The sequence below is a fragment of the Legionella moravica DSM 19234 genome (assembly GCF_000423305.1).
Lineage (GTDB): Bacteria > Pseudomonadota > Gammaproteobacteria > Legionellales > Legionellaceae > Legionella > Legionella moravica.
Genome location: NZ_AUHS01000024.1, coordinates 13,662 through 39,412, shown reverse-complemented (window position 1 = coordinate 39,412; position 25,751 = coordinate 13,662). Strand labels below are relative to the sequence as shown.

Here is a 25,751-nt window from a genome sequence, read left to right as displayed (position 1 = left end):
TAATCGGTCCTCGATTTTTCCTGGTTATAGGAACACAATGTATTTATTGCATCAAAGTAAGTCATTACTAGCGTTAGCTAAGCCAGTTGATTATGTTACATTTTATTTTACTGAATGCCTGGGCTAGGCAAACAGGCGTTTAGAGACGCTATCTTATCCTGCTGCCTTTGAATTTCATTTTGCAGGGATTCTAAACCTTCTCTTAGAACAGGCTGAGGGTTCGATACATAATCCGTTTCCTCCACACCTTTAAAAAATCGGAACATTAATTTAGTGTCTTTAGGTGATTCGAGTTCGGATAATAATTTTGCTCTGGCCTCTTCCAGAAGATGTATTTTTGTAGTTTTGAATCCAATTTTTTTACGAAGGAATGTATAGCCTGCATCGGGATTGCCCTGAGTTGTTAACTTGGCTATTTGATCTTCCAGATCAGCAATAACGGCCTGGTTATTAATATAACCCAGCAGGGATTCATCGTATTTGTCGATATACTGGCTCAATTTAGTGAGCATGTTGTTAAAGCGTTCCAGCTCTTCAGGCTCAAACTCAGGGGAGTAACTGTCATGTTTGTAGGTGGTTCTGAGTAAATGATCGATAATAAAACGATCGTTTTCAAGAGTTAATGGTGGTTTGGAATAATATCGTCCTGCAATATCAAAACCTAAAAATTGGGCAACATTTTCGATGAGTTTTTTACAGGGGGGGACAATCACGTGTTTGATCAAGAAAAACAGATTCACTGCCACAGCCATCATATTAATTGCTGTAAGAGCAGAGATAAACGTGAGGGTCGCAATAGGGGGGCAAAGAACATAAGCCAGAGTCAGGAATGCTATCAAGGAAATAAAGGATACAAATAGTTCGGATTTACTTACCTGATTTTTATAAATTCTGTAGGCAAAGTTAGTCAGATAGCCCAAACTGAGAGATAGATTGGCCAGGATAAGAATAATTTCTTTTGAAAAGAGGGTTGTGGTAATTAAGGCCGGGGTAAAAAACATGGTGATAATCAGAGGCATTAAACTGTTTAAACCTCTGGAGGTTTTGTTGAATATATCCCCAAATTCTCTGTCTCTACTGCGATTTCGTCGGAAATGTTTTTCGTTTAGTTGTAAATACATCATTTATTATCATAGGGTTGCAGAAAATCAGCACCAGGCCCATTCTGTTTTAAATTAAATAAATATTGAGTCCTAATTTAAATTAAGCTCTGTTTATAGGCCAATTAGCTTAAACTTTACACATAGTATACCTATAGAATTAAATAAATAAAGTGATTCCTGTTTAGGTGTCAGGTCAGCTTCTCTTTCAGGATTAAATTAAAATTGTTTTTAAAGTATCAAGACCGATATTAGCCCCGCTTAATACAACAACCACATTTTGGCTGGAAAAGTGTTCTGCATTTTTAATCAGTGCGGCCAGAGCGACTCCTGAGGCACCTTCCACCAGCATATGATGTGTTTGCAGCAGAGTTATGATGGCGTTACTTATCTCCTGTTCAGAAACCAGAATCCAGTCATCAACATAACGCTGACATAAATTAAAAGTCATGGCGCCAGTTTCTATACCACCAGCAGTTGCGTCCGAAAGGGTGGGTAAGCTGTTCATTTCGATAATCGTTCCAGCTTTTATGGATTCAGCCATTACTGGTGAATGTTCCGGCAAGCAGCCAATCACTTTTGTCCGGGGTGATACGGCTTTTATAAAACCTGCAATTCCTGAAATCAATCCTCCTCCGCCAACAGGCACCAGAATCACATCGATTTGATTTAATTGTCTTAACAGTTCAAGCCCCAGAGTGCCTTGGCCTGCAATAACTTGCGCATTATTGTAAGGTGAAATGTATGTTTTTTGATGAAGTGTGGCGTATTCTATGGCGTGAAATTCAGCTTGTACACAATCTGTTCCATAAAGTTTGAGTTGTGCATCATACTGGCGAATATTGTCTGCTTTGGTAGGGGACACATGTTCCGGCACAAAAATTAAGCCCGGGATGTTTAATTTTTTGATTCCAAAAGCGACGGCTGCACCATGATTTCCAGATGATGCGGTGACCACCCCCTGGCTTTTTTGATCTGGAGTTAAAGACAACAACGTGTTGAGTGCGCCTCTTACTTTGAACGATCCGGTGTATTGCAGGTTTTCACATTTCAGATAACACTGTGTTTGGGTGAGTTTACTAATGGATAATGAATGCTCCAATGGTGTCTCACGAATGGAGGTGCGGATACGTTGTTCCGCAGCAATGACCTCTTTTTTAAAATCCAACATCTTTCAGTCCTTCTTAAGCGTGTTTTTTAGTTTAATGGATTATAAAAATGCATGACGCTTTTAATTGTGAACTTTAAGTTCATAATATATGAATTTTTTATCAATTTACATCTTGGGGTGTTAAATAATACAATGACTGTATTGAATTAATACAGGAGCGCATTATGACTGTTCGTACAATCAAATACGAATACCATCATACCGGAATTCCAACTTCGGAGATTAGGGAAGGTGAACAATACAGTTCTACGTTTAAAATGCATACCAGTGGCGGTCAAGACAGTGAATTCAGGGTTCAATACCATCGCTTTGAAGAGGGCTGCCCTTTGCATCCTTTGATTCAATCCAAGCCTCATATAGCCTTTAAAGTGGATAATCTGGAGTTGGCAATTCAAGGAAAAGAGGTGATTTTGCAGCCTTATGAACCCTTTTCCGGTTTTAAAGTTGCCATGATCGCCGAGCAGGGTGTACCCGTTGAATTTATCGAGACGACTTTAAGCGAGGAGGAAATATGGTATGGGAATCACGAAAATTCCGTGATATATCCAGCTGAGGCTTGAATAAATGGTCTCGACATGATTGGTTTTCCACCAACCTTTGCGCCTGGTAACACGATAAAGTACGCTTCTATTCGTTTGGTTGGTGGGAGAGTTTTTTATTCTTTTGGCTGGCAGGCTTAATCTAGCCTGCAATTTGTTCACTTTAATACCTGTTCTGTTGCCGAGCATGCATCAGAACTGCATCCTGCTACAGCAATATCCTGACGTTCAATTCCTGATTTAAATATGCTGTATCCCGGTAAAAAATGAGAGCTTCTTCTTTTTTTCGAGGTTTTGCCTAATTCTGTATCGTTATCATCAGGATTTTTTTTGTCTTTCTGTTCCAGTAATAAGGGCATTGATGGTTGTATTGATTTTTTTAATTCATTCAGTTTTACTAGCAGTAAATGAACACTTTTCATTACAGTTAACTCATCTTCCTTGTAATAAAATTGATTTACTCTGAACAACTCAGGAATGGCAATCGATAATTTGCTTAAAATGCTGAGCAATATGAATAAATTGTCATTGTGCTCAGGGTGACTTGGGTCAAATTCTCTTTTAAATGTTTTAATCAGTGATTTGATTGAATTTATTAAAAATGAGGGTAAATGTTTGGGTTTGTATGTTTTTTTAGAGGTGATAACTGATGGAATTATATCATTGGATAAATAGTCCTTAATCAACGTATTTAAATTACAACTCATATTTTCAATGGAATGTTCCCAATGGATGACATCATTTTTTCTTGGTTTTTTTCTTAATGAGGCTCTGAGGACATTATCCTCATCAAGACATTGATATGCTTTTAAAAATACAGGAAAATCAGTTCGGAAATGAGTTCGTTCAAAATTGATTAATATTTTAATAGACAACAGGTTTTTTAATAGTTCACCAAATGCCTCAGCGCGCACTAATGGTTCTGAATGGGCATTGCCATCGTGTGCAAAGGTTATATCTCTTTTTATTAATCCCAGGAACGGTAGTGTCGTTCTAAATTGTGAATACACATTGCGCATCATCAAATAATTTTTAGTTCCAGAGGTTATGGTATCAATTTCCTGGAGATAGGCATTATCTTCAGCTGATAAGTCTCTAGCAAAATTGACGAGTCGAGAGATATTGGTATTGTTAATTATACTGCTAATTACCATTAAATGATTGATGTCAGGGTATTGTTCATCATTTAATGGGCATAACGCTTGACCTATTTCAATAAGAAGCTGTAGTGCGTTTTTTAAATTTTTTATGGGCTGATCTAATATTTTTACGACGAAGTAATTACTTAATTTGTTGAAATTCTCAGTAAATTCAATAATATTAGGTGCCAGAGTGCTTTTTCCTACAGTGACACAATTGCTGTCACAATGATGTTCTTCCTTCTCGCTATTAGGACAGAGATCCATTTTTTCCCAGTTTTTATTATGAAACTCTGTTATAGACACCTTTTGATAAAAAGAAACGGTGAACATTCTCAGTTCATGGGCGATGATTTGTACTTCTTCATCTCTTTTGGCACGGGTTTTTGAGAGCGCTTGATCTACTATAGTATCAAATGATGGATTAAATTTAATGATATCAGGTGAACTTATACCCTGGTTTAAAATATAATAATTACGCAATAAAGGACGTTTGAGGTAAGTGGAGCATAAGTCATTGATTTTAAAGAGATGATTGTTGATATCTACTCCGAGTTGTCCCAAGCCCTTCTCTTCATCAGTATTTAATTTCGCTAAAAATCGAAGTTGTATCGCCGTTTTTGTTTTTGGTTTCACCGCGTCAATTGCTTTGTAATAAATCAATTGCGTTACTATGAAGTTTGCTACTATTTTCTGGTCTTTATCAAAATAGGGATATAACGACCTTAAATGAATTAATAGCTGAAGTAGAGAAAGTGAACTGAGGATCCCAATAGCACGATGAGTTATCATCGTAAAATCAAATTTTCGTGTTGAGGTGTGAGATGTTTGGCATGCAGTAAGTAGCCATAAGTTTTCCAATGCCTGGCTTTCTTTTGTCTCTGAGTTAAATTCAGGTGGACACAGTGGATTCGAGTCGGCAATTGAAATATGTGGTGCAAGCATGTAAAGAAAGTCATTGTTTAATGTAGATGTTTTATTTTGAATACGAGAGTACAGTGCATCAACACGAAGATACATCCCGCTGATTATGTTATGGATTAGTTCACTGTTTTCTGGATTTTGAAAAAATGGTTCTTGACTGAGCACAAAGTCATCGGACAATAAACTCTTCGTGCAGAGTTCATTGAATTCATAGAGTAATGATGCAGAGATGACGGAACGTTTATTGGTTTGATAGTTAATCACCAGATTTTTTAAGAGTTGAAAAACTTTTTTATTCCCAATAACCTCAATTCCATCTACTTCTGCTTCGTGATCAAGATCGAAATCAGAAGTATCGGATTCTGACATTCCCTGGTCTGAATATCTTAATGATGAATGTAAGGGTTCAATACTTCTTGATGTCGATGACGACGCATCAGAGGAACGTCCGGTTGAAAGCAATGGACAGGATTCACGTAAGCTGCCCAGGCTTGACGGGCTTGCCTCTCCATGGCTTGAAGCTGGAGATCGAAATCTTAGATCCAGGGATTTTAATTTACTCAGATCAATAGCCAAAAGAGCCAATCGTAATTTCGGGTTGATTTCTGGCAGTTCAAGGGCAGTTTTTTTATGATTATTTTTTACGGATCGGTCGCATTTGTTGTCTACCAGCTTTTTTACTGCCCATAGCTTTTGCGCTATTACTGCTTCATGCAGAGGGGTGTTACCCAGATTATTTGGAACATTAACATGCTTGGGTAAAAATTTAAACAGGACATCCATTGTTGCACTGGCAATTTCATCACTTTGTGCCGTGTAATGGAATAGAGTAAAGCCATTTCTGTCAGGGGTGGCCGCAATTTCAAGCCAGGGCTTAGTCTGTAGTATGTTCCAGGAAGTATCTTCTAATAGCTCGTTCAGAACCAGTGGTTTATTTTTAATGACTAATAGATGGAAGACTGTTCTATCCAATATATAACGTGAATGAATCAAATCAGGCTCGATGATAAACCAATTTATTAATTCCTTTGCTATTTCCGATTCGTCCAAATCAGAATTAATTAGAGCCTGTATTCTCTCTTTATTCATCGTGATTATCCTTACTAATATCCTGTAAAACTACCCACTAAAGCCTGAGTGATTAAGTCCCAACCATCGATGAGAATGAACAGTAAAATTTTTATTGGCAAGGAGATACTCATAGGCGGCATCATCATCATGCCCATGGTCATAAGAATACCGGATACAATTAAATCAACAAGTAAAAATGGCAGAAAAATCATAAAACCTATTTGAAAAGCTGTTTGTAATTCGCTTAATATGAAGGCCGGAATCAGATGATACAGTTTGATTTCATCTGCTGAATCGGGTAAGGGTTCCTTTGCCAGTTGCAAAATAACCTGCATGTCTTTTTCTCTGGTCTGTTTAATCATAAATTGTTTTAAAGGTTTGGCCGCACTGCTCAGTGCAGTTTTGGTATCGATCTGTTTTGCCTCATAGGGTTGGTAGGCCTCGGTATAAATTGTTTTGGCTACGGGCATCATGGTGAACAGAGTTAAAAACAGGGACAGGCTGATAATGACCGTGTTGGGGGGCGTTTGTTGCAATCCTAGGGCGTTGCGCAGCATCGATAAAACAACGACAATTCGAGTAAATGAAGAGAGCATAATGAGAATGCTGGGTGCGAGGCTTAAGACAGTCAGAAGCGCGAATGCTTGCAAGGCAGGAGATAGATTATCGTGATCGAATTGAATGGGACCTAATTGAGTATTTGCCAAAGCGCTATTTATTGGAACGAACAATAATAGAAGAGAAACGATGAGAACGAATCCTCTGGCTGCATTTGACTTTGGGATGCTCTCAGAACGAACGTTTAGCCTGGAAGGGGATGTTTCCCCAATACTGGGTTGTGAGTGATTTTTCATGATGTCATTCAATGTCCTGCAAGGGAAGAATAGTCAAAGCGTTTTGATTATCTGCCAATAAAAACTGTTTCCCTTGATAATCTATAATAAAAACTTTGGTTTTGTTGAATACCGATAATTGTTCAATGACTTTGCATTGGGAACTCGTACTTTTTGATTTTTTTGAATAGTGCACCAGAGTTATCAAAACCGCGATCAACACAAAAAGCACCACCACATAAGGAGACCAATGCGTGTTCGTTACCAGCTCCTTTTTAAAGTTCAGTGTCTGGTTTGCTGATACAGGATGCATCCAGGAAATGAATAGAAACACGAACAATCGTTTCATCAACACAGCACCTCTGTAATCTGGACAGCGAATTTGTCTTCATGGCTCATTAGCTCGCCTTTAGCAATGACTTTATCATTAACAAGCACCTCGACTGGCTCGTTGGTTTTTTGCTCTAAATGGACTATCTGGCCGGATTTCAGTTCTTTTAATTGGGCTATTGTTAATTTGAGAGTGCCGATTCGGATGGTGCATTGAACTTCAACATGTTCTATCAGCCCCAGATAATTGTGATGTATTGCTTGAGTTTCTGGTTGAGGATGGTGTTCCGCCAGTACTACTTTTTTAACCGTTGTATTCATGATGCTCCTTTTAAACTTATTGATTTATATTCTGCGGATTTGCCCAATTCTGCACGGGCAATCAATTGATGATTGTGTGTTAACGACACCGGCGTGCAGGTAGGATGATCTGTTGCAATGACATCTCCCGATGATAAGCTCATGAGTTGATGCAATGGCAGGGTAATGGGATCTAACTCAAGAGTGAACTTTATTTGTTGATCCGATAATGCTTCTTCGAGGGCAATGGGCTTAGTGCTTCTGCTGTTCCATTTTGGAAGGATCTGATAAACCCAGTCAGGATGAAGAACCAGGGTAAATTGGTTTGCATTACAGGTTAATCGGAGCAACAAGCTTGTTGAGCCTCGGTAAAACCACTTATTAACCGAGCAGGTTTTAGTATCCACGGTGCATGCATCTACTTTCAGGATTTGTTGGATTAGAACGGAAAACAGTTCTTCACTTACTGAATTAAAACAAGGGCTGTCTTTACCAAATAAAGCCTGATTTAAAGTGCTCAAATAATGAACGTCAATACAAGCCAAAGTGCTCGCATTGTCTTGAATCAAATAGCCCTCAAAGGGTGAGCACTCTTTGGGCGGTAAATGAAGCTCCATAGTCACCGGATTCAGACTGTACCGAGTGTTCCAATCGTTTATTACGCCAAGTAACTGTCGGGAAAGTTCCTGAAGCTCAAATGAATTAATTAATCGAAAGGGTTTCGTCATCGTGACTCCAGCTCCTCTAGCAGTTGTTTATCGATATCCATGATTTGAGAACAGGCTTGAAACATGCGTTGTAAAATGACGATATTGGCAAATTCAGTTGTGGAGTCGACATTGGACGATTCCAGTTGTTTCGCTTTAATGCTGCCAAATCCGTTTTTATTCGCGCGGCCTAAATGGGTTCCTCGATCATTTTTTACTTGAAACAAGTTGTCATGGGTCTGAACCAGCGTGTGTTCCAAATCATCAAAACGAGCCAGGCCAACATATATGCCCTGGATGGCTTGACCATTATCGTAGTGATAGGAAATCTGTCCGTTTTCATCAAATGAAAAACTGATTTGTTTTCCTTCACCGTATCCATCGTTTTGATAGGCTTCAATTTTAGTGCCTTCGGGATTTAGTTTTGATTCCTTGAGTTGAACAGAGCTATCAGAACCATCTTTGTAACTGCCAAATTGCAGTTTTATCTCTTGATCGCCATTGATTTTAAATTGAATGGAACCGTTTTCGAGATTGGCTCCCTGAGAAAGGCCATTGAAGATGATTTTTTGATTACTTAAACCAAGATCAATATCTGCATCATCGTAGGTCACTCTGACTAAATCCCAGCTTGTACCCTTATCATCTATTGCGCCAGTACTTTGGTTAACGGGCACACGAGTCGATTCGAACTCGAGTTGTACTTGATGTGCCTTACCCTGTTTGTCATAAATTTTCGCAATGGAAAAGGTAATATTTTTATAATTGTTTTTAAGTGGACTGGGATCATTTTTTTGTTCGGTCTCTGTTTTTTCCAGTAAGATGAATTGTCCTTTTAAAAAAATTTCATGGCTGGCTTTGCCTTCAGAATTTTTTGGCCCTTTACCATGAATGGGTACCAGGTTACCGGCATTATTATATCCCTGGACTTCACCACCACTGTGTTTGTCGATTAAGATGCCATCGTTGTTGAATTCAAATTCACCATCACGAGTATAACGCAGCTCACCGCTTTTAAGCCTGAGGACGAAAAAACCTTGCCCAATTATGGCTAAATCAGAAGGATTACTTGTTTCGAGATAATTTCCAGCGCTAAAATTGGTTCCATGCCCGCCAACACAGACTCCTGATCCCAGTCCTTCTTCACCATTGCCATTACCTAAAGAGGAATAAAAAACATCATTGCGTTTAAACCCCGGACTTTGCATGTTTGCGACATTGTTGGATGTATTTTGTAAGCCATAGCTGGCGGCAATCATACCGGACAAACTTGTATAGTACGTGTTGCTCATTATCGCTCCCTGACTTCAGTTATTTGGCCCAGTTCGATTTTGGGAATGTCCCCGTTACTCATGGCTACAGTGACCAGAGGAGGTGAGTCCTTAATAAATTCGATTTTGGTGACTTGACCCTCACCTTCAATGTCCTTTACTCGTACTTTTTTACCTAATAAACCGAGACTTTGGGTTCCACTGGTCATACCCAGTAGTTGAGTTAAATGATCATTGGTTGTTCTTGCTTCCTGTAAGGCTGAGAATTGTGCCATTTGAGCCATAAACTCACGGTTATCAACCGGCTTTAATGGATCCTGATAGGTTAATTCCTGCATGAAGAGTTTTAGGTAATCTGCCTGGCTCACTCCGGAGGCACTCACGGGTTCAGTCATGTTGTACTCCATTAATCAGTAACTGTTTTAAAGAAAGACCTTTATTTTTTAAATTGAGCTTTATCATCTGTTTCAGTTCCAATTGTTCCTCTTTATTCAGATCTTCGGCATGTAGAGATAACTCAACCTGATCGTTTTGAATGTAAAGGTGATAATTTTTAAATTGACCTGTGTTATGGGTTGTGTAGTCAACTGAATTGGGTTGTTCCGATGTACTTTTATCTGGTGCTGATCTGCCTGAATAAGAATTAGGTTCTGGAGCAAGCGTTTGTGAACAATTCTGCTCCAGGGCAGCTATGGTTCTCATGAATTCTGTAGATTGCAGTCTAGGAAGATGAAGGGCGGACGGTTTAGAGTGATCCATCGTTGACTGCATCGGAGCATCAACATTATTAGGGGCTGAATAGAGTGTGGCGATTACATTGTCTATTTCACTGGTTTTTAGACTCGTTTCTTCATGTTGCACGTGCTCCGAATGATTTTCAAACTTTAAACAGGACTGCTGCAATTGACTTTGATGTTGCCAATAAAACTCATCTCCACTGTTTTGTTTGGTTGGAGTTTTTAACCAATCGTCAAAACCAGACTCAGTCGTTTGATTCTTCTGAACGTTTTGATTCCATGTTAATACTGAGTCATTACTTATTTTCATACGGACTTCCTGTTTTGAAGCACCCATTCTTCAAGAGCGCCTTCCTGTGATTTTATTTGGTGCTGTCTGCTAGCATCTTGTTCTCGCTCCATGTATTGCTCCAGCATTTTGATTTCTGTTTTGATGCGGAGCAATTTATCCTTTAGCTTGGCCTCCAGGGCTTGATGATTTTTTAAAATCATTACTAATTCGTCTTTCTTTTCTTGTTGCTGGGTAAGAAAATTTAATTTATTGATTTCCAACTCTGGATTGATGCTCATGGATGTAATGCACGATTGATTTATGGTGTGTTCCAACTCCAGGATTTGTTGCATCACGATTCGCGATTCATCTTCTGCCGCCTGCAGATGGATGCTTAGCTCATTATTTTGCCAGGTTAATCGGGTCATTAGAGCCGTTAGAGTTTGACTCATTGCAGAATCTCCTTAAAGCGTTGGATGAGTTCACTGAACGATAAATGATGATCCTCATCCTGGGTTAATATCTTATTAATAGAGTCGATGCGGTTAACTGCGTGATCCAATAAGGGGTTGGTACCTGGTTTGTAAGCACCAAGCTCAATCAGATCCTTGTTTTGTTGATAAAGACTCAGAGTAGAAATCACGTGTTTAACTACTTTTTGATCCTCCTCTGACAAGAGTTGATTGGCCAAACGTGAAATGCTATGCAGTATCGAGATAGCCGGGTAATGTCCTCGTTGGGCTAACTCCCGTTTGAGAACGATATGACCATCCAATAAGGCGCGCATATGATCTGCCAATGGTTCGTTAAAATCATCACCTTCGACCAGAACGGTGTATAGGGCACTGATACTTCCTTGATTCTGAAAGTTGCCTGTTCGTTCTATTAATCCTGGCAACATCGAAAAAACACTTGGTGTATAACCACGAGCAGTTGGAGGCTCTCCCAAACTTAAGCCAATTTCTCTTTGTGCCATGGCAAAGCGAGTAATTGAATCCATAAATAACAGGACATTTTTTCCCTGTTGGCAAAAATATTCCGCAAGGGCTGTTGCGGTATATGCTGCCTGACGCCTTATCAATGCGGGTTCATCACTGCAGGCGACTACCAGAATTGTTTTATTCAGGTTGGACTCGCTCAAATGGTTGTTAATAAACTCATTCACTTCTCTTCCGCGTTCACCAATTAAAGCAATAATGTTGATGTCGCTGGTGCTCTGTTGTGCAATCTGAGCCATCAAGGTTGTTTTGCCAACACCACTGCCGGAAAACACACCGATTCGTTGCCCTTTTCCTAGAGGAAGCAAACTGTCTATAGCATGAACTCCTGTGAAAAGACGTTCCGTAATGGGTTTACGGATAAAGGGATTAATTTTTTTGTTGTGAGTCGACATGTTTTTGGTTACTGAACATGAAACCGGTTGGTCGATGGGAGCAGCAAACGCATCGACCACATGCCCAAGCAGAGATGAGGATGCATTAATTGTTACTGAACTACCTGTTGCTCTCACTCGATATCCCATACGGATTGGGGCCGTATCAAAGGGCATCAGGTATACTTTACCTTCTGCAAAACCAACTACTTCTGCTTTCGAAATCAGTTTCTGATTCTGATCTAACAGGTCACAGACCTCGCCAATAAAGGCGTGGGGTGGTCCGTTGGCTACCAGCTTTAAGCCAACACATTGGTCAATTTCCCCTAATCGCTCTACAGCTTGGAGTTGGTTAATCCAGGAGTGCATGGTGCCTCCCATGTTTCATTTGAGAGAGCATTTCTTTTAATCGTTCAAGACGTGTTTCCAGACTGGCATCAAAAACTCCGTGCTCCGTTTTTATGACACAGCCTCCAGGGGCAAGAGCAGGATCTGCTTTTATTAATAACCCCTTAAGATGGGCTGTTTCCAATTTGATATTGAACTGGTGCATTGTTTTTATTTCTTCAGGATGCAGGTGTAATTCGATGCTTTGATTGTTATTTAACTGGCTTAATATTTGGTTGATTCGTTGATGGAGCGCTTCTGGCTTTTGTTGTTGCTCGATGAAGTATTCCTGGGTAATTAATAAAATAATATCTGCAATTTCATTGTGCAATTCCAGTCGATTGTGCTCTATGGCTTGAGGAATTGTTGATAACAGTATCTCCAGGGCTTGTTTTGATTGAGCCATTTGTTGTTCTGCATGTAACTTTCCCTCGGTTTGTCCCGATATAAAACCCCGTTGATACGCTTGGGCTTGCAGTTCTTCCAAATCAGTTTCATTGCTCTGGAGAGTCACTAGAGACTGCTGATCACTTTCATCAGGAATGATTTCAGGTTTCAAGCCAATAGCGACTGTTTCATGACTGATCAAAGCCTGGTGTATTATTTTAGCCATAATGCATCCCCAGTTGATCATCAAATTCAAGTTGGATTTGCCAGTGCTGAAACAGGCGCGCTTTAGTATCTGCTTTTAGCGTTTTGACCTGGTCATTGAGTAAATGATGAATTGCCTCACCCTCTTGAAGTGATTCGATGAATTGATCGCTCCAGGCAAATTGCCCCTGTTCCAGGATGATGGCGATGTATAATAAATCCTGTTCCATCAGATCATGACACAATGCAGGAAGTCTGGATTTCTGAGGTACCTGGACTGATTCCTGATGTGTTAACTTCCTGAATCTGTGCGCTTGAGTGAGTAATGGCGTTCCTTGCATTAACTCAAACTGCTGTTGTTGCTTCTCTGTGAGTTGATTCAGGATCCATTGTTGATCGGATTTACACAGGGCAGCTATTTTTAATAATATTTTTTTGAATTGATTATTCATGGTGAGACAACCATTGTGTTAATTCGAGCAATAAAAGTTCGCGCTTTTTGTGCCGAGCTTTTCTAATCATCAAAACGGATGCGCTACTCACAACCAGGCATATCACCCAAAAATACAGTGGGACATGCAAACGAGATTGTTCCTCCAGAGCTGGGGGAGCGATTGTGGGCGGCAGGGCTGGTGGTTCCATGCTTTGGGCATCGGTTGGTTCGATCAACGCTTCAACGTTAATCACATCCCCACGTTGTTCATTGAAACCCACAGTGGTTTTTACAAGTCTTCGTATCTGCTCCAAAATGTGGGAGGGCGTATTGTGGGGCACAATCACACTGATAGTCAGGCGCTCTATTGTTCCGCTGGCTTTCTTGAATAATTCTTTTTCGCTCCCTAATTGGTAGGATTTTTCACGAGTGACGTCCTGATTGCGTTTGTCTTTATCAGTTTTGCCAGGGGAGGAGTGAGTTATTTCTTTTTCATGAGTAATTAATCCCTGAGTTTGAGGTTTAATTAATTCCCTTTGTAACTCATCATAGTTAATGGCCGCATCAATTTTCACCATAACCTGTCGGTTGGCAAAAATTTTATGAAGAATTTGCGTTACTTTATCGTTTAGATAACGTTCAATAGTTTTCTTGGTTTTGAAATGACTGGTTGATTCGTCTGTCTCTACTTGAGAGAGTGTATTGCCGTTTTGATCGACCACGATTACATTTTGAGTCGTCAAATGATCAATGCTTGCCGAAATCAATTGCTGTATGCTTTGAACTTGTTTGGTGGTCAGATTGTGTTTTAATTGCAGAGTCACTGCTGCTTTAGGCTGATTGCGGGTATTATCAAAAAGATGATGTTCAGGAATAACCAAATGAACCCTGGCTTGTCGAATCTCCTCCAGGCTGGAGATGGTTCGTTCCAACTCACCTTGTAAGGCACGTTGATAATTGATTTTTTGCGAGAAATCGGTCATTCCGAAGTCACTTTTATCAAAGAGCTCAAAACCAACGCTGCCAGCCAATTGCATCCCACTGCCCATAATTTTAAGGCGGGTTTTGGCAACCAGATTTTTATCAATGAAAATGTCTTTGCCGTCATTTTTTAACTGGTAATTGATATGTGCTTGTTCCAGTTGGCTTACAATTTTATTGGCATCCTCTTCCTCTAAGTGATTAAAAAGCACTTCATAACTTGGCGATAACAGCCACCATCCTGCACAGGATGTAACGACAAGAATCAGCATCAGGGAAAAGGTTAAACTCAGTTTGCGCTGTATTGATAAATTATTGAACCAAAATTGTATTTGTTGTAGATAATTCACTTTAGATTTGCTCTCTTAATAATTCTTGATAGGCAGTCATCAAGCGGTTTCTAATCTGTTCTAAATACTGGAAGGACAATTTGGCTTGCTCCAGGGTGATCATGGTTTGATGCAGATTTTCTGCATGACCACTGGCTAACTGAGTCAACGCTTCATCTGCTGCATTGAGCTGATTATTGGTTTCAGTAATTTTTTCCTCCATCAAGGTGGAGAACGTTGTTTTGGGCTGTTCAGTACGTTCTATTGACGGAGTCATTGTGTTTAAAAACAGGTTGTTCACCGAGGCAATGTTCATCGTTCTTCTCCAATAGTTAGGGCTTGTAAATAAAGGCTGTGAGCTGTGTTGATGATCTTGATGTTCGCTTCATAAGCACGTGAAGCGCGTAATAGCGTGGTCATTTCATCAATGGTGCTTATGCCTGGGTAGGTGACATAGCCTTGTTTGTCTGCCGCCGGGTGAGAAGGTTGATATACCTTGTTGGGAGGTATTTCTTTTGAAATGATGTCCACAGAATCAATCCCGGTTTCATCTCCTTCTAATAAGGCAGAGAACGGTTTTGCCGTGGTGACAACCTGACTGGCTTGAAACAAGGATCCATCCGTAGTTTTTAATGAGTGCTGGTTCGCGATGTTATTGGCGACTACATCAACACGAAGTTTTTCTGCATTCATACCCTGTGTGGCAATCGCATAAATTTGAGCGTAATTCATTATGAGTTAGTTCCTTGTAATGCCAGTTTCATAATTGAGAATTTTTGATTTAAGCCTTTGATTAAGGCACGATAATGAGTCATGTTCTGGACGTTTAATGCCATTTGTTCATCAATAGAGGATGGGTGATCGCTCAATTGATAATAAGGCTTGATAGTGGACAGTTCTTCTGAACTGCCAATGAAGTGGGTTTCATTTAATTGCTGTTCAAAATTGACTTCCATAGTCTGATAATTCGTGCTGTTGCTATTGGCAATATTATTCGCTATGGCTGTTTGCCGCATCAAAGATGCGTCCAGTGCCATGCTGACCAGTTCTATAGTTGAGTCTGTGTTCATAGTATCTTCCTTATTGAATGACCAGTTCAGCATGCAATGCTCCAGCCCGTTGCAGACTTTCCAAGATTGCAATGATGTCTCGGGTTGACGTCTGAACTTTGGTTAATGCCGCAATCAAGTCTGCTACAGTAGCCCCCTGATTCAGTTCTACTGTATTTGCAGAAGCCTCTTTCACATTGATGTTGGTTGATGGCGTCACGGTTGTGCGAACCTGTCTGCCCATGTTTTGGATCAGAGTGGGTTGAGAAACGTTAAAATCAGTAGCAATGGCTATTTGCAAATTGCCATGCGATATAGTGACGGCGTCAATTTTTACATCGGCTCCGGCTACAACTACCCCTGTTCGTTCATTGACTACAACAGTAGGTAAGTGATCGGGAGTGATCTCAATGTGTTCCAATTGACTCACAAAACGAATAAAACGCTTTCTGTAGGGCAGGGGAGGATGAATTTCAATATCTTGAGCAGAACGTGCCAGGGCAGTATTTTTACCAAATTTTTTGTTGATGGCGGCTTCGATATGATCTGCAGTAGTAAAGTCAGGATGGTTTAAAATTAAATGCAGGTCTCCTGTTTTATCGACAACGTCATTGTACAGCGTTTTTTCAACTATAGCCCCACCGGGAATCAAGCCAGTAGTCGGATGATTTTTTTGAATCACATTGCCATAGAGATCGTATTTAAATCCGCCTATAGAAATTGGGCCTTGAGCCAGTGCATAAACGCGATTATCCGCTCCTTTAAGCGGTGTTACCAAAAGGGTGCCGCCCAGCAGACTTTTCGCATCCCCCAGTGAAGCGACATTGATGTCAATTTTATCGCCTTGATGAGCGAAAGATGGAAGATTGGCAGTAATTATAACCGTGGCAGTATTTCTGCTGTTAATCTCACTCGGATTGATATTGACGCCAAAAGTCCGTAACAAATTGGAGATTGCCTGAGTTGTGTCTTTGTTCCGTCGGGAATCGCCTGATCCGGCTAATCCTATGACCAGTCCATAACCGCTAATTGGGTTCTCCTGTAATCCCGAAAGACGCGCCAGTGATTTCAACTGAACAGCGGAATAGACATTGTGTTGCAGGGTTATTGAGCTAATGAACAGGAGCAGGGAGATTAATTTATTCATTAGACTAGCCCTACAAATGAGAGAACTTTATAGAAATAATTACGAGTCTGAGAGTCTGAAACCGAACCATTTCCTGCATAGGTGATATGAGCGTCTGCCAAACGAGTTGATAATAGAGTATTTTGCGGGCTGATATCTTCAGGCCGGACTATGCCGCTTAGGAGGATGTGCTGTTGTTCACCATTAATGGTAATGGTTTGCATGCCCTCTACAAGATAGGTATTGTTCGGGAATATTTGCTTGATTTGCACCGTTAACGAGGCTTTAATTTTACCATTACGTCCTGTTTTGGCTGCTGTTTTCCCTTTTCCTTTCAGACCAAACTCTACTTCATGATTGTTTTTGTTGTATCCAACTTCCAAAGCTGATTTTATCTCTTTTCCAGAAGATAGGTCAGCGCTGGTTTGGGCATTCGAGGTTTCCAAAACAATGACAGTCAGTATGTCTCCGGGTAATGAAGCGACCCGATCAGCAATTAAAGGGCGATAGATTTCTTCATTGAATAAATTGATAGCCCAGCTCATTTGTGGTGAAAAAAGCGCAGTGAGTAACAGAATGATTAACTTGTTCATGATGAAATCTCGGCTTGATGCGATGCGATAACTCTCGCTACAAAGTATTTATTGGACAGGGGATTTTTCATGCGAACCAACTGACCGGTATATCCATCTTGTTCTGCTATCGCTCTGGATAATAAGGAGATGCCTCGATTGAATACAGTGACCTGAACCCATTGTCCTTTGATAATTTGTGGTGTAGGGGCTACATCACTGAATGTTACAATATGATTTTTATTAATTGATTTTTTTAGCCAAATCGCTTGAGGTAGTGTGGTTAGCGGTTTGTCTTTTAAACCAGCGACATCTCGTTTTTTTAAAATGAAATCCGTTTGTTGCAATTGGGTTCGATTAGTGATCGGGCGTTTGGCCACCAGCACTGATTGATAGGCACTAATCTTGAACCAGACAGGGATAGAGTATTTGCCATGTATCAGACGAACAGCGATTTGTTTTGCTGGCGGGTATGTTTCAGGTAGTTCTACATGAAATTCAGATAAAGGAAACTCACTGTCTTTAACTAATCCCTTGGGACTTAGTGTAATGGTATCGTATCTTTTACTTAATTGATGTTCTAATTCAGTTTGAGCTTTACGACGTAGTTCATTTCCTGTAGCCCGAACCACTTGTTGAACCTGGGCGGTGCTTTTTCCTTTCCATTGATAGTCTAAAGGACCAGTTTTTTGAATTACCCAATCAACGATTTGTTTTCTGCTGATTGTTTCCCCTGGTTTTGGATGACTGTCCAATGGTAGTTTCATTAACTCACTTCTATCACTACTGACATTAATCAGATCACCCAAATAGCAAGCATGAGCGGTAATCTGCTTTTGAAACCTTATCAGGGTTTTAGCATGCGCTGGTACCATTAATGCAAAAGGAAGCATGAGCTTAATCACGAATTTCATTAGTCAATTTTTCCAGTTCATCAGCAATTTGTACGGCTTTCGCATTTAATTGGTAGACTCGCTGCGCCATAGTTAATTGCATCAGCGAGTTCACCATGTCGACATTCGAGCCTTCAATTTGGTTTTGCGCCAAGGCTCCAAGCCCGCTACTGCCGGGATTGTCTATCAACGGATCTCCGGATTCATCGGTTGGCAGGTAAATTCCAGCACCAACCGGGTTTAATGTTTCTGGGTTGATAAATTTGGCCAGTTGAATGGTGCCGAGTAATTGAGGTTCAGTTTCGTCACTCAACATGACCTCGACATCACCATTAGCTTGTATGGTGATTTTTGTGAAATCATCAGGAATCTGAATGTTATCTGCTAATCGCAATCCATCCTGTGTTGTAAGATAGCGGTCAGAATCAATACTCAGGGTAGAATTACGTGTATAAGCAATCGTACCATCAACATTAAGGATTTGATAAAAACCAACTCCATTAATTGCTACATCGTTCCAGTTATTCGTGGATTTTAATGGACCGGTAGAAAAATCTTTTCCTGACTTATAAACAGCAGTTCCCAACCCCAGTTTTATGGATGCTTGATTACTGAATAGTGAGTGTTCGCCATTGATATTCTGATACAGTACGTCTTCAAACGTTATTTTAGTAGCTTTGTAATTAGCGGTATTGAGATTAGCCAAATCATTGGCAATTTTATCAATATAAAACTCTTCGGATTTAAGACCACTTGCGGCAATTGAAAGTGCGTCAGACATTTCCTTCTCCTAACTGATTAATTGCAGTTGATAGCAGATTATCTGCTGTTCGCATCACTCGTTGGCTGGCTTCAAAGTGACGAGAGGTTTTTATCATGTCCATCATCTCGTCAATGGATTTTATGTTGGATTGCTCAACGAAGCCTTGTAATACACGTGTAGAACCATCAATTGGATTGGGTGACTCATTGGTTTGATAGAGCCCATTACCAACGTAATCCAGTAATTGGGCTTGGTTGAAGCGGACTATATTGAGCTGATCTACTTTATGATGATCAATATACAGAGCGCCCTGGGTATCAACAGTAAAACTGTTGTCGTCAACCTTAATAGTGCCTGCCTTTCCTTGTACCGTTTCACCCGTAGCAGTACATAATTCACCCTGATTATTGATTTGAAAATCGCCACGCCGCGTATAGAAGATCCCATGATCGCTTTGAACCTGGAAATAACTGTCCCCAGTCAAGGCTAAATCGTTAGGGTTATGAGTTTGACTTAAGGTCCCCTGGATGCTTATTTGCGTTCTTTGTATGTTGTGTAGTGCATTATTGATTTGAGGTTCAAGCTGCTCATCAAAACCAGTACTTTCTACCAGCTGTCTTTTAAATCCAGGGGTATTCATATTCGCAACATTTTGACTGATTGACTGCAGTTTTAATTGATCAAATTCCATTGCGAATTGTGTTGCGGTTATAGCATCCAACATCTTAATTCCTTATTTTACAACCCCAAAGGATTCCACTTGAACATTGACTGGAATTTCATTCATCGCCAGTACCGTTAAATGAGGAATTACTCTTTGAGTTAATTGTTTTAAATGCCGCCTTAATTGCGATGAGCAAAGCAGGATGGGGCGTTTCCGCTCACCTAGCATCTGCTCTACCTGATTTGCCAATGAGGTAATCAGACGTTCAGTTAAGCCGGGTTCCAATGAAAAATATTCTTTATTGAGGATGTTTTGATTGAGTTTTTGTTCGAGGCTGGACTCCAGCGTCAGCACATGCAAACTCTCTTGATTAACAAGCAGCTTTTGACAAATGGGTACGGCCAAACCTGAACGCACCAATTCAGTCAGTTGAACGGGATCGGGTATTTTTTTTGCATGTTCTAAAAGAAGTTCCAGTATTTGAGTTAAATAACGAATAGATACTTTTTCTTTAAGCAGGTTTTGCAGGATGCGTTGAACATGGCCCAAGGGTAAAAGAGAGGGGATGAGTTCTTCACTTAGAGCTTTAACTCCTGGTTGAACTAATAATTGCTCTGTTTCTTCTCGAGTTAATAGTTCTGCAATGTGAGTATTGATGGTTTCATTGAGATGGGTTGTCAATACCATAAGCGGTTCACATAAGGTGAATCCGTTATCCAGGGCGTCTTGCTTGTTTTGAGGATCAATCCAAATGGCCGGGAGACCATAGCTGGGATCGCGTACTTCAATTCCTGAAGGTAATTGATCGGTCTTGGTGCGTGTTGAAACAATGGCTAAGGTTTTATCCAGATGCAGAGGATTTGTTCCGTCGTTATTGCCCTGGATGCAAATGGAATATAAGGGAAATCCAAGTTTTTTATCTGTTTTGATTTTAACTTCAGGAATCACAAAACCCAAATCAAAAGCAATTCGTTCTCTAATGACTTGAATGGAGTCGAGCAGGTGGTTCTCGCAGTGAATTAATTGGCTATACAGTTCTTTATTCAGATTGATTGCAACAGGATGGATGCGAATTTTTTCATAAAGATTCTCTTCTGCCTCTTCAAAGCTCTCCTCTTTTTTCGCTTTAAGGGCAAACCAGGTGCTTCCGGCAAACAGGCTTAAAATAAACATCACTGGAACAGCCGGAATTCCTTTTACAAACAAAAGGCCGGTTAAACTCAAACAAACCATAATTAAACTTTTGGGATAGGAACCGATTTGTTTCGCAACTTCACTACCTAATTGAGCATCTGTAGCGGCACGAGTGACGATAATTCCTGTTGCTGTTGAAATAATCAGCGCTGGAATTTGAGTTACAAGCCCATCACCCACAGTCAGAAGTGTGTAGGTTTGAATTGATTCAGAAAAACTCAATCCCCGCTGGATAAGACCTATGGCAAATCCGCCAATGATGTCTACAAGAATAATCAGGATTCCTGCTATGGCATCGCCTTTGACAAATTTACTCGCTCCATCCATAGCACCATAAAAGTTAGCTTCCTTTTCAATTTGTGATCGACGGCTTTTTGCTTCGCTCTGCGAAATACTGCCCATATTCAAATCAGCATCGATGCTCATTTGTTTTCCAGGCATGCTGTCTAAGGTAAATCGCGCAGCTACTTCTGCAACACGCTGAGCGCCATTTGTGACAACAATGAACTGGACGATGATGAGGATTAGGAAAACAACCAGCCCCATTACATAATTGCCATGAATCACATAATGTCCCATGGCTTGAATGACTTTTCCGGCATCACCATCTGATAAAATCAGGCGGGTGGCTGAAATATTGAGTGCCAACCGAAATAGCGTCGATATGAGCAAAAGAGCTGGAAATGTTGAAAAGCTTAATGGTTTATCGGTGTAAAAAGTCAGCAATAAAATGGTTAGTGCCCAACTGAAATTGACAATTAGGAGAAGATCCAATAATGCTGCAGGAATAGGGATGAACAGGATGAACAAAATTCCTGTAGCCAAAGCTATCATGATCAGTTCACTGCTGCTATTTAAAAAATTTGATTTACTGGTCATGTGTTCCTCCCAACGCATAGATCTCTCTGAAGATATTGGCTACTGAGGGATATAAATCTCTGGAAATCCACTGATTCAGCTCTACAGTTTGGAACAACAGACGAGCCAGGGCTTTGTTTTCTATTGTGGGTACGTTGTACTTTTTTGCCAGTTTTTTTACTTCCTTGACCATCTCTCCTTGTGCCTTACAAACTACTTTGGGCGCAGGCATGGAGCCTCGTTCATATTGAAGCGCAATAGCGATATGGGTGGGATTGGTTATCACAACATCAGCATTTTTTACTTCTTTTAATGAGGCCGTTTTTTGGCGCAGTTGCTGCTGTAACTGTCGTATCTTGTTTTTGATTTTAGGATCGCCTTCCCTTTGTTTGTATTCATCCTTGATTTCTTGCTTGCTCATCCGATTGTCTTTTTTGAATTTCCAACGGGTAAAAAAGGTGTCAAACAGAGCAATGATTAAAAGCAGTATGAGTAATTGCACACTGAGTTTTAACAAAAATCCCATCATTAATTCAGGATCCTGAGAGGGTTTGCTGATTATTAAGTGGAGAATATTGGTTAATTGAGCCTTGATAATTAAAAAAAGAAGAAGGAAGGCCAATCCTAATTTGAAGGAGTTCTTTATTGCGTCAACAGCTGTTTTGATTGAGAACAACTTTTTGAAGCCTTGGATCAGATTGAGACGTTTAAAATCCGGGATTAAGGGGACTGTAGACCAGATGATACCTGTCTGAGCCAGGGTGCACAGGATAATGGTTAATCCGCTTGCCAAAGCAAAAGGCAACCATAAGCTTAGCAGTTGAGACAGTATGAACTGCTGAAGATGCATGATGTTGTCAGAATTGAATTGAAGATGCGTTGCAAAATGAAGTATATGTCGAAGCATGGATTTAATTTCATATAATTGCTTTGGCCATAAGGCACTGATCATGCCAATCATGACAAGCAGAGCAGTACACGTCGTTAATTCAATACTTTTGCTAGCCTGTCCTTTTTCCTTGGCCTTTTGTAATTTGTAAGGTGTGGGTTTTTCGGTTTTTTCACTCATGACATGATGTCCTGCCAGGTTTGAAAACATCGTTCAAACACCCTATTCGAAATAGGGTACATACTGCCGAGCATCATGGACAGCAAAAATAAACCGAGACAAATCTTAAGAGGCAGGATCAGGAAATAGCTGCTTATTTGGGGTATGTTTCGGGTGAGCAGTCCACCAAACAGATCCAGCGCCAATAAAGCCAGGATAATTGGGCTGGCTATCATAAAGCCCACACTAAACATAAAGCCAAATTGTTTGATAATGGGGATGAAACCTGCAAATAGAGCAATGGCTCCAGGTGGAATGATGACAAAGGAGTATGACAATCCTTTGAACAGCCATAGATGACCATCGAGACCAAAGAAGAATAACACGGCCAGCATGGTTAATAATCGACTGGATAAAGGTTCCTGACTGTGTTCAGCTGGATTAAATATCGCTAGAGAGTTGAGTCCGGTCTCGTTATCTATTAATTGTCCCGCGATTTGAAATACGGTAAAAGCTGCAAACAGGCCCGTTGCGAGTATTAATCCATTGGCGAATTCAGCGATGCCACCCAATAAAATGTGCAGGTTATCAAGCGGTACATGTGCTGACAGGCTACAGCTTACTAGAGCACTGCAAGCAAATACAAAGAGCAGTCTTACTTTTAACGGAAGTTGATGTATTGCCTGAACAGGGGCAAACAATAAGACAGTGCCAAGACGAATCGTGATGAACATGAGTTGGATTAACCAGGCTGTAGAGATTGTCATGACTTGATTATTCCCGGTATGCTGATAAAAATTCCTTGGGCAAACTCAATCAGAGTATGCAACATCCATTCTCCGCAGAGCATGAGCATCAGTACTACCGCTAATATTTTGGGTATAAAACTTAAAGTAGAGTCCTGGATTTGAGTGACAACTTGAAGAATTGAAATGATTAAGCCGCTAATCAGGGCAACGAAAATGATGGGTGCTGCTATAAGCAGTGTATGCCAAAGTAATTGTTTGCTTAAATAAATAGCCAGATCGTTAGACATAATCCGTTTTCCATAGTTTCTAACTTGCAGTCATCCAGCCTGATTGGGTGAGTTGAATCCGTCAAGCCTACTTTTTTTCCATAGTGGTGTTTAAACGCACGTTGCGAATTAAAGCAAATTTAAAAATGTTAAACAACCCTAAGAGATAAAAAAAATCTGTTAATGGTTGTTCAATTACTCATGTTGTGTATCAAATTTAAATTTTGTAGCATGTTAAAACATTTGATTCATTAGAGCGAATTGAATTTAACAATTGGTGTTTTTTTAGCTAGTGCTGATCCTGTTCAAGGAAGGTAGTCCCGTTTTTTTTCTCTGAGACTTTGTCTTATCCCGACCTGCATTTTATGCCCATATTGGGATGCTGTGTGGGTTGTATGAATTCAATATGGACAAAATATAATCTACATGATACACTTTGCTACTTTTCGTTTTTTTATTACGGTTTAGTTATGCCACGCTCAAATCCAAAATTATCCAAAAGAACTCAAAAAAAACCTAAGAAATTTGCTGATTTCCAGCTTTCTTTAAAGAGTGACAAGTACGAGGTAAAAACTAAAGCGATACAATCAGGGAAAAGAAAAGCCTCATCTCAACTGGAGGGGGTAACGCTGTTTTCTTCTCCTAAAAAAATAAAAGCTATCGAAATCAAATCAGGTACAAGGGCCGATATAAAATCCTCAAGAATACAACATATTATGAATACTGTGGGAATTGATAACATGGATGTGGATGAATATATTCCTTCTCCTGTAGATTTGTCAGATTCCTTTGCCGTGAGGGTTGTTGATTTGCTTAAAGATATGGGGGGGCGAGGTCTTTTTGCCACTACCGATATTGATAAAGGTACTCGTATTGGCTTCTACATGGGTGAAGAGTATGCAAGTACCGCTGAATTTGAACGTTATTTAAATACGCATCCCGATGCAGATAACAGCTATGCCATGAATATAGGACGTCGAATTATTGATGCAGCAAGGAAAGGCAATTTTACTCGATATATTAATTTTTCTGATAGTCAGGATAACGTTGAGTTTAGGGAAACCGTGAGTAAAGGTGTAAAAGTAGTTGAGGTTGTTGCAATAAAAGACATTCGTGAGGGGCAACAAATATTAGTAAATTATAATACCTACAATGAAAATGCATCCAAAATCTATTATTTTCTTAATCCGGGTGATGGGTGGCTTTCTGCTTGTGAATTCTATGAGCAAAATAAGGCATGTTATGATTTATGGACTGCACCTGATCATTGTGAAGCATTCCAGTTTAAAAAAGATGATCAGTTTGCTATCAACCAGATCGCTGCGGCCGTATTGGCTAATCAGTCACTCAGACGTCTTCAAGAGATGAATCGATATGAAGTCGATTTGCCCATACTCAAAGTGAATCCATCTCATCAAATTGTCGATTTTAAAGAAAGTGATACCTTTACTTCTTTAATGATGGCGTGCTATTTGGGGCAGTCAGAGAATGTGGACTGGTTAATACGCCATGGAGCAAATGTTGATCAACAGCAAAATCATTCGGGTAATTGCCCATTGTTTTTTGCCTTGTCAGGATATAGTTCGGAACACGCGAGTAAAAATAATTATTTAAAAATAATGATTTCATTAATAAAAAATAACGCAAATTTATGTGTGCATGACCGAGCTGATAGAACATTTTTACATAAGGCTATTGAAACTCTTTCAACTAAAGACTTTAAAAAAGTATTGAATACCATCAAGAGTTCCAGTGGCTCTCACTTTAACGAATTATACGATTATATAGAAGACCATGATTTGGATGTTGTTTTGTATGCTCTGAAAATTAAACAACTGGATAAAGTACAACTTTTATTAGAAGCGCATCCTGAATTTTTTATTCCTTATAGAAGCCGTGGAACATCCCGTAAACCAAGGCAGTTAGAGTTATTTCAAATGGTGATACAGGATTATGACAAGGATGAATTAACTTCTCTGTATGAAATGCTTGGAGAAGATGGGCTGAATTTACCTCAAGATCTTTTGAATCGTTTGATTGACAGCGATAAACGCACCGGTTCCTGTTTTAGTGCATCCTAGAT

29 protein-coding genes are annotated in these 25,751 nt (G+C 40.0%); 2 read left to right on the top strand and 27 right to left on the bottom strand.

Annotated elements, in window-relative coordinates; genetic code table 11:
* Positions 1-107: 107 nt before the first annotated feature.
* Together G543_RS0106980 and G543_RS0106975 are read right to left on the bottom strand one after the other, a co-directional pair.
* On the bottom strand, positions 108-1,124 hold the full coding sequence (locus tag G543_RS0106980; protein ID WP_028383885.1) for a hypothetical protein: 1,017 nt from the start codon (positions 1,122-1,124) through the stop codon (positions 108-110).
* Between the two features lie 190 nt (positions 1,125-1,314).
* A complete protein-coding gene (locus tag G543_RS0106975; protein ID WP_028383884.1) occupies positions 1,315-2,271 on the bottom strand; it encodes a threonine/serine dehydratase in 957 nt (318 codons plus the stop codon).
* 164 nt (positions 2,272-2,435) lie between these two features.
* On the opposite strand from G543_RS0106975, the gene G543_RS0106970 reads away from it, so the two are divergent.
* Positions 2,436-2,831: a hypothetical protein gene (locus tag G543_RS0106970; RefSeq protein ID WP_035921656.1), complete on the top strand. Its 396-nt coding sequence runs from the start codon at positions 2,436-2,438 to the stop codon at positions 2,829-2,831.
* 137 nt (positions 2,832-2,968) lie between these two features.
* Here G543_RS0106970 and G543_RS17355 read toward each other — a convergent pair whose 3' ends face one another.
* Genes G543_RS17355 through fliQ form a run of 25 tightly spaced genes read right to left on the bottom strand, consistent with a single transcriptional unit; the run spans position 2,969 to position 23,689 of the window.
* Positions 2,969-5,962, bottom strand: coding sequence for a RasGEF domain-containing protein (locus tag G543_RS17355; RefSeq protein WP_051190629.1), 2,994 nt, complete (start codon positions 5,960-5,962; stop codon positions 2,969-2,971).
* A gap of 14 nt (positions 5,963-5,976) precedes the next feature.
* Positions 5,977-6,798, bottom strand: coding sequence for a flagellar type III secretion system pore protein FliP (fliP, locus tag G543_RS0106960; protein ID WP_081675642.1), 822 nt, complete (start codon positions 6,796-6,798; stop codon positions 5,977-5,979).
* Between the two features lie 4 nt (positions 6,799-6,802).
* Positions 6,803-7,126 (bottom strand): flagellar biosynthetic protein FliO, encoded by a 324-nt coding sequence (locus G543_RS0106955; protein WP_028383881.1) that lies wholly within the window; start codon positions 7,124-7,126, stop codon positions 6,803-6,805.
* The gene (locus tag G543_RS17350; RefSeq protein WP_051190628.1) at positions 7,126-7,428 is read right to left on the bottom strand and encodes a FliM/FliN family flagellar motor switch protein; all 303 of its coding nucleotides are present in this window, start codon (positions 7,426-7,428) and stop codon (positions 7,126-7,128) included. Before G543_RS17350 ends, G543_RS0106955 begins: the two co-directional genes overlap by 1 nt.
* Positions 7,425-8,135, bottom strand: coding sequence for a FliM/FliN family flagellar motor switch protein (locus tag G543_RS0106945; RefSeq protein WP_028383880.1), 711 nt, complete (start codon positions 8,133-8,135; stop codon positions 7,425-7,427). The genes G543_RS17350 and G543_RS0106945 overlap by 4 nt, the downstream gene beginning before the upstream one ends.
* Complete coding sequence (locus G543_RS0106940; protein ID WP_028383879.1) at positions 8,132-9,406, bottom strand: flagellar hook-basal body complex protein; 1,275 nt, start codon at positions 9,404-9,406, stop codon at positions 8,132-8,134. The genes G543_RS0106945 and G543_RS0106940 overlap by 4 nt, the downstream gene beginning before the upstream one ends.
* A complete protein-coding gene (locus G543_RS0106935; RefSeq protein WP_051190627.1) occupies positions 9,406-9,780 on the bottom strand; it encodes a flagellar hook assembly protein FlgD in 375 nt (124 codons plus the stop codon). Before G543_RS0106935 ends, G543_RS0106940 begins: the two co-directional genes overlap by 1 nt.
* Positions 9,773-10,432, bottom strand: coding sequence for a hypothetical protein (locus G543_RS0106930; RefSeq protein ID WP_028383877.1), 660 nt, complete (start codon positions 10,430-10,432; stop codon positions 9,773-9,775). The genes G543_RS0106935 and G543_RS0106930 overlap by 8 nt, the downstream gene beginning before the upstream one ends.
* Positions 10,429-10,845 carry a hypothetical protein gene (locus G543_RS0106925; protein WP_028383876.1) on the bottom strand — a complete coding sequence of 139 codons (417 nt, stop codon included), beginning with the start codon at positions 10,843-10,845 and terminating at the stop codon, positions 10,429-10,431. The genes G543_RS0106930 and G543_RS0106925 overlap by 4 nt, the downstream gene beginning before the upstream one ends.
* Positions 10,842-12,134: a FliI/YscN family ATPase gene (locus G543_RS0106920; protein WP_028383875.1), complete on the bottom strand. Its 1,293-nt coding sequence runs from the start codon at positions 12,132-12,134 to the stop codon at positions 10,842-10,844. Before G543_RS0106920 ends, G543_RS0106925 begins: the two co-directional genes overlap by 4 nt.
* Positions 12,118-12,765 carry a FliH/SctL family protein gene (locus tag G543_RS0106915; RefSeq protein WP_028383874.1) on the bottom strand — a complete coding sequence of 216 codons (648 nt, stop codon included), beginning with the start codon at positions 12,763-12,765 and terminating at the stop codon, positions 12,118-12,120. Before G543_RS0106915 ends, G543_RS0106920 begins: the two co-directional genes overlap by 17 nt.
* A complete protein-coding gene (locus G543_RS0106910) occupies positions 12,758-13,195 on the bottom strand; it encodes a hypothetical protein (protein WP_028383873.1) in 438 nt (145 codons plus the stop codon). Before G543_RS0106910 ends, G543_RS0106915 begins: the two co-directional genes overlap by 8 nt.
* Positions 13,188-14,507 carry a flagellar basal-body MS-ring/collar protein FliF gene (fliF, locus tag G543_RS18365; RefSeq protein WP_028383872.1) on the bottom strand — a complete coding sequence of 440 codons (1,320 nt, stop codon included), beginning with the start codon at positions 14,505-14,507 and terminating at the stop codon, positions 13,188-13,190. The genes G543_RS0106910 and fliF overlap by 8 nt, the downstream gene beginning before the upstream one ends.
* 1 nt (position 14,508) lies before the next feature.
* Complete coding sequence (gene fliE, locus G543_RS17340) at positions 14,509-14,802, bottom strand: flagellar hook-basal body complex protein FliE (RefSeq protein WP_051190625.1); 294 nt, start codon at positions 14,800-14,802, stop codon at positions 14,509-14,511.
* Positions 14,799-15,218 carry a flagellar basal body rod protein FlgC gene (gene flgC, locus G543_RS0106895; RefSeq protein WP_028383871.1) on the bottom strand — a complete coding sequence of 140 codons (420 nt, stop codon included), beginning with the start codon at positions 15,216-15,218 and terminating at the stop codon, positions 14,799-14,801. Before flgC ends, fliE begins: the two co-directional genes overlap by 4 nt.
* The gene (locus tag G543_RS17335) at positions 15,218-15,556 is read right to left on the bottom strand and encodes a flagellar basal body rod protein FlgB (RefSeq protein ID WP_133141374.1); all 339 of its coding nucleotides are present in this window, start codon (positions 15,554-15,556) and stop codon (positions 15,218-15,220) included. The genes flgC and G543_RS17335 overlap by 1 nt, the downstream gene beginning before the upstream one ends.
* Positions 15,557-15,566: 10 nt before the next feature.
* Positions 15,567-16,682, bottom strand: a complete 1,116-nt coding sequence (locus G543_RS0106885) for a flagellar basal body P-ring protein FlgI (RefSeq protein WP_028383870.1) — start codon at positions 16,680-16,682, stop codon at positions 15,567-15,569.
* The gene (locus G543_RS0106880) at positions 16,682-17,254 is read right to left on the bottom strand and encodes a flagellar basal body L-ring protein FlgH (protein WP_028383869.1); all 573 of its coding nucleotides are present in this window, start codon (positions 17,252-17,254) and stop codon (positions 16,682-16,684) included. Before G543_RS0106880 ends, G543_RS0106885 begins: the two co-directional genes overlap by 1 nt.
* Positions 17,251-18,147 carry a flagellar basal body P-ring formation chaperone FlgA gene (gene flgA / locus G543_RS0106875; RefSeq protein WP_028383868.1) on the bottom strand — a complete coding sequence of 299 codons (897 nt, stop codon included), beginning with the start codon at positions 18,145-18,147 and terminating at the stop codon, positions 17,251-17,253. The genes G543_RS0106880 and flgA overlap by 4 nt, the downstream gene beginning before the upstream one ends.
* Positions 18,131-18,907 (bottom strand): flagellar hook-basal body protein, encoded by a 777-nt coding sequence (locus G543_RS0106870; RefSeq protein WP_028383867.1) that lies wholly within the window; start codon positions 18,905-18,907, stop codon positions 18,131-18,133. The genes flgA and G543_RS0106870 overlap by 17 nt, the downstream gene beginning before the upstream one ends.
* Positions 18,900-19,613 (bottom strand): flagellar hook-basal body protein, encoded by a 714-nt coding sequence (locus G543_RS0106865; protein ID WP_028383866.1) that lies wholly within the window; start codon positions 19,611-19,613, stop codon positions 18,900-18,902. The genes G543_RS0106870 and G543_RS0106865 overlap by 8 nt, the downstream gene beginning before the upstream one ends.
* 9 nt (positions 19,614-19,622) lie before the next feature.
* The gene (locus tag G543_RS0106860; RefSeq protein WP_028383865.1) at positions 19,623-21,626 is read right to left on the bottom strand and encodes a flagellar biosynthesis protein FlhA; all 2,004 of its coding nucleotides are present in this window, start codon (positions 21,624-21,626) and stop codon (positions 19,623-19,625) included.
* Positions 21,616-22,674, bottom strand: coding sequence for an EscU/YscU/HrcU family type III secretion system export apparatus switch protein (locus G543_RS0106855; protein WP_028383864.1), 1,059 nt, complete (start codon positions 22,672-22,674; stop codon positions 21,616-21,618). Before G543_RS0106855 ends, G543_RS0106860 begins: the two co-directional genes overlap by 11 nt.
* Entirely contained in the window at positions 22,671-23,420 is a 750-nt protein-coding gene (locus G543_RS0106850; protein ID WP_028383863.1) for a flagellar biosynthetic protein FliR, read from the bottom strand. Before G543_RS0106850 ends, G543_RS0106855 begins: the two co-directional genes overlap by 4 nt.
* On the bottom strand, positions 23,417-23,689 hold the full coding sequence (fliQ, locus tag G543_RS0106845) for a flagellar biosynthesis protein FliQ (RefSeq protein WP_028383862.1): 273 nt from the start codon (positions 23,687-23,689) through the stop codon (positions 23,417-23,419). The genes G543_RS0106850 and fliQ overlap by 4 nt, the downstream gene beginning before the upstream one ends.
* 449 nt (positions 23,690-24,138) lie before the next feature.
* Between fliQ and ankI the strand changes: the two genes are divergently transcribed.
* The gene (gene ankI / locus G543_RS17330) at positions 24,139-25,749 is read left to right on the top strand and encodes a Dot/Icm T4SS effector AnkI/LegAS4 (protein WP_051190624.1); all 1,611 of its coding nucleotides are present in this window, start codon (positions 24,139-24,141) and stop codon (positions 25,747-25,749) included.
* The last annotated feature ends 2 nt before the right edge of the window (positions 25,750-25,751 follow it).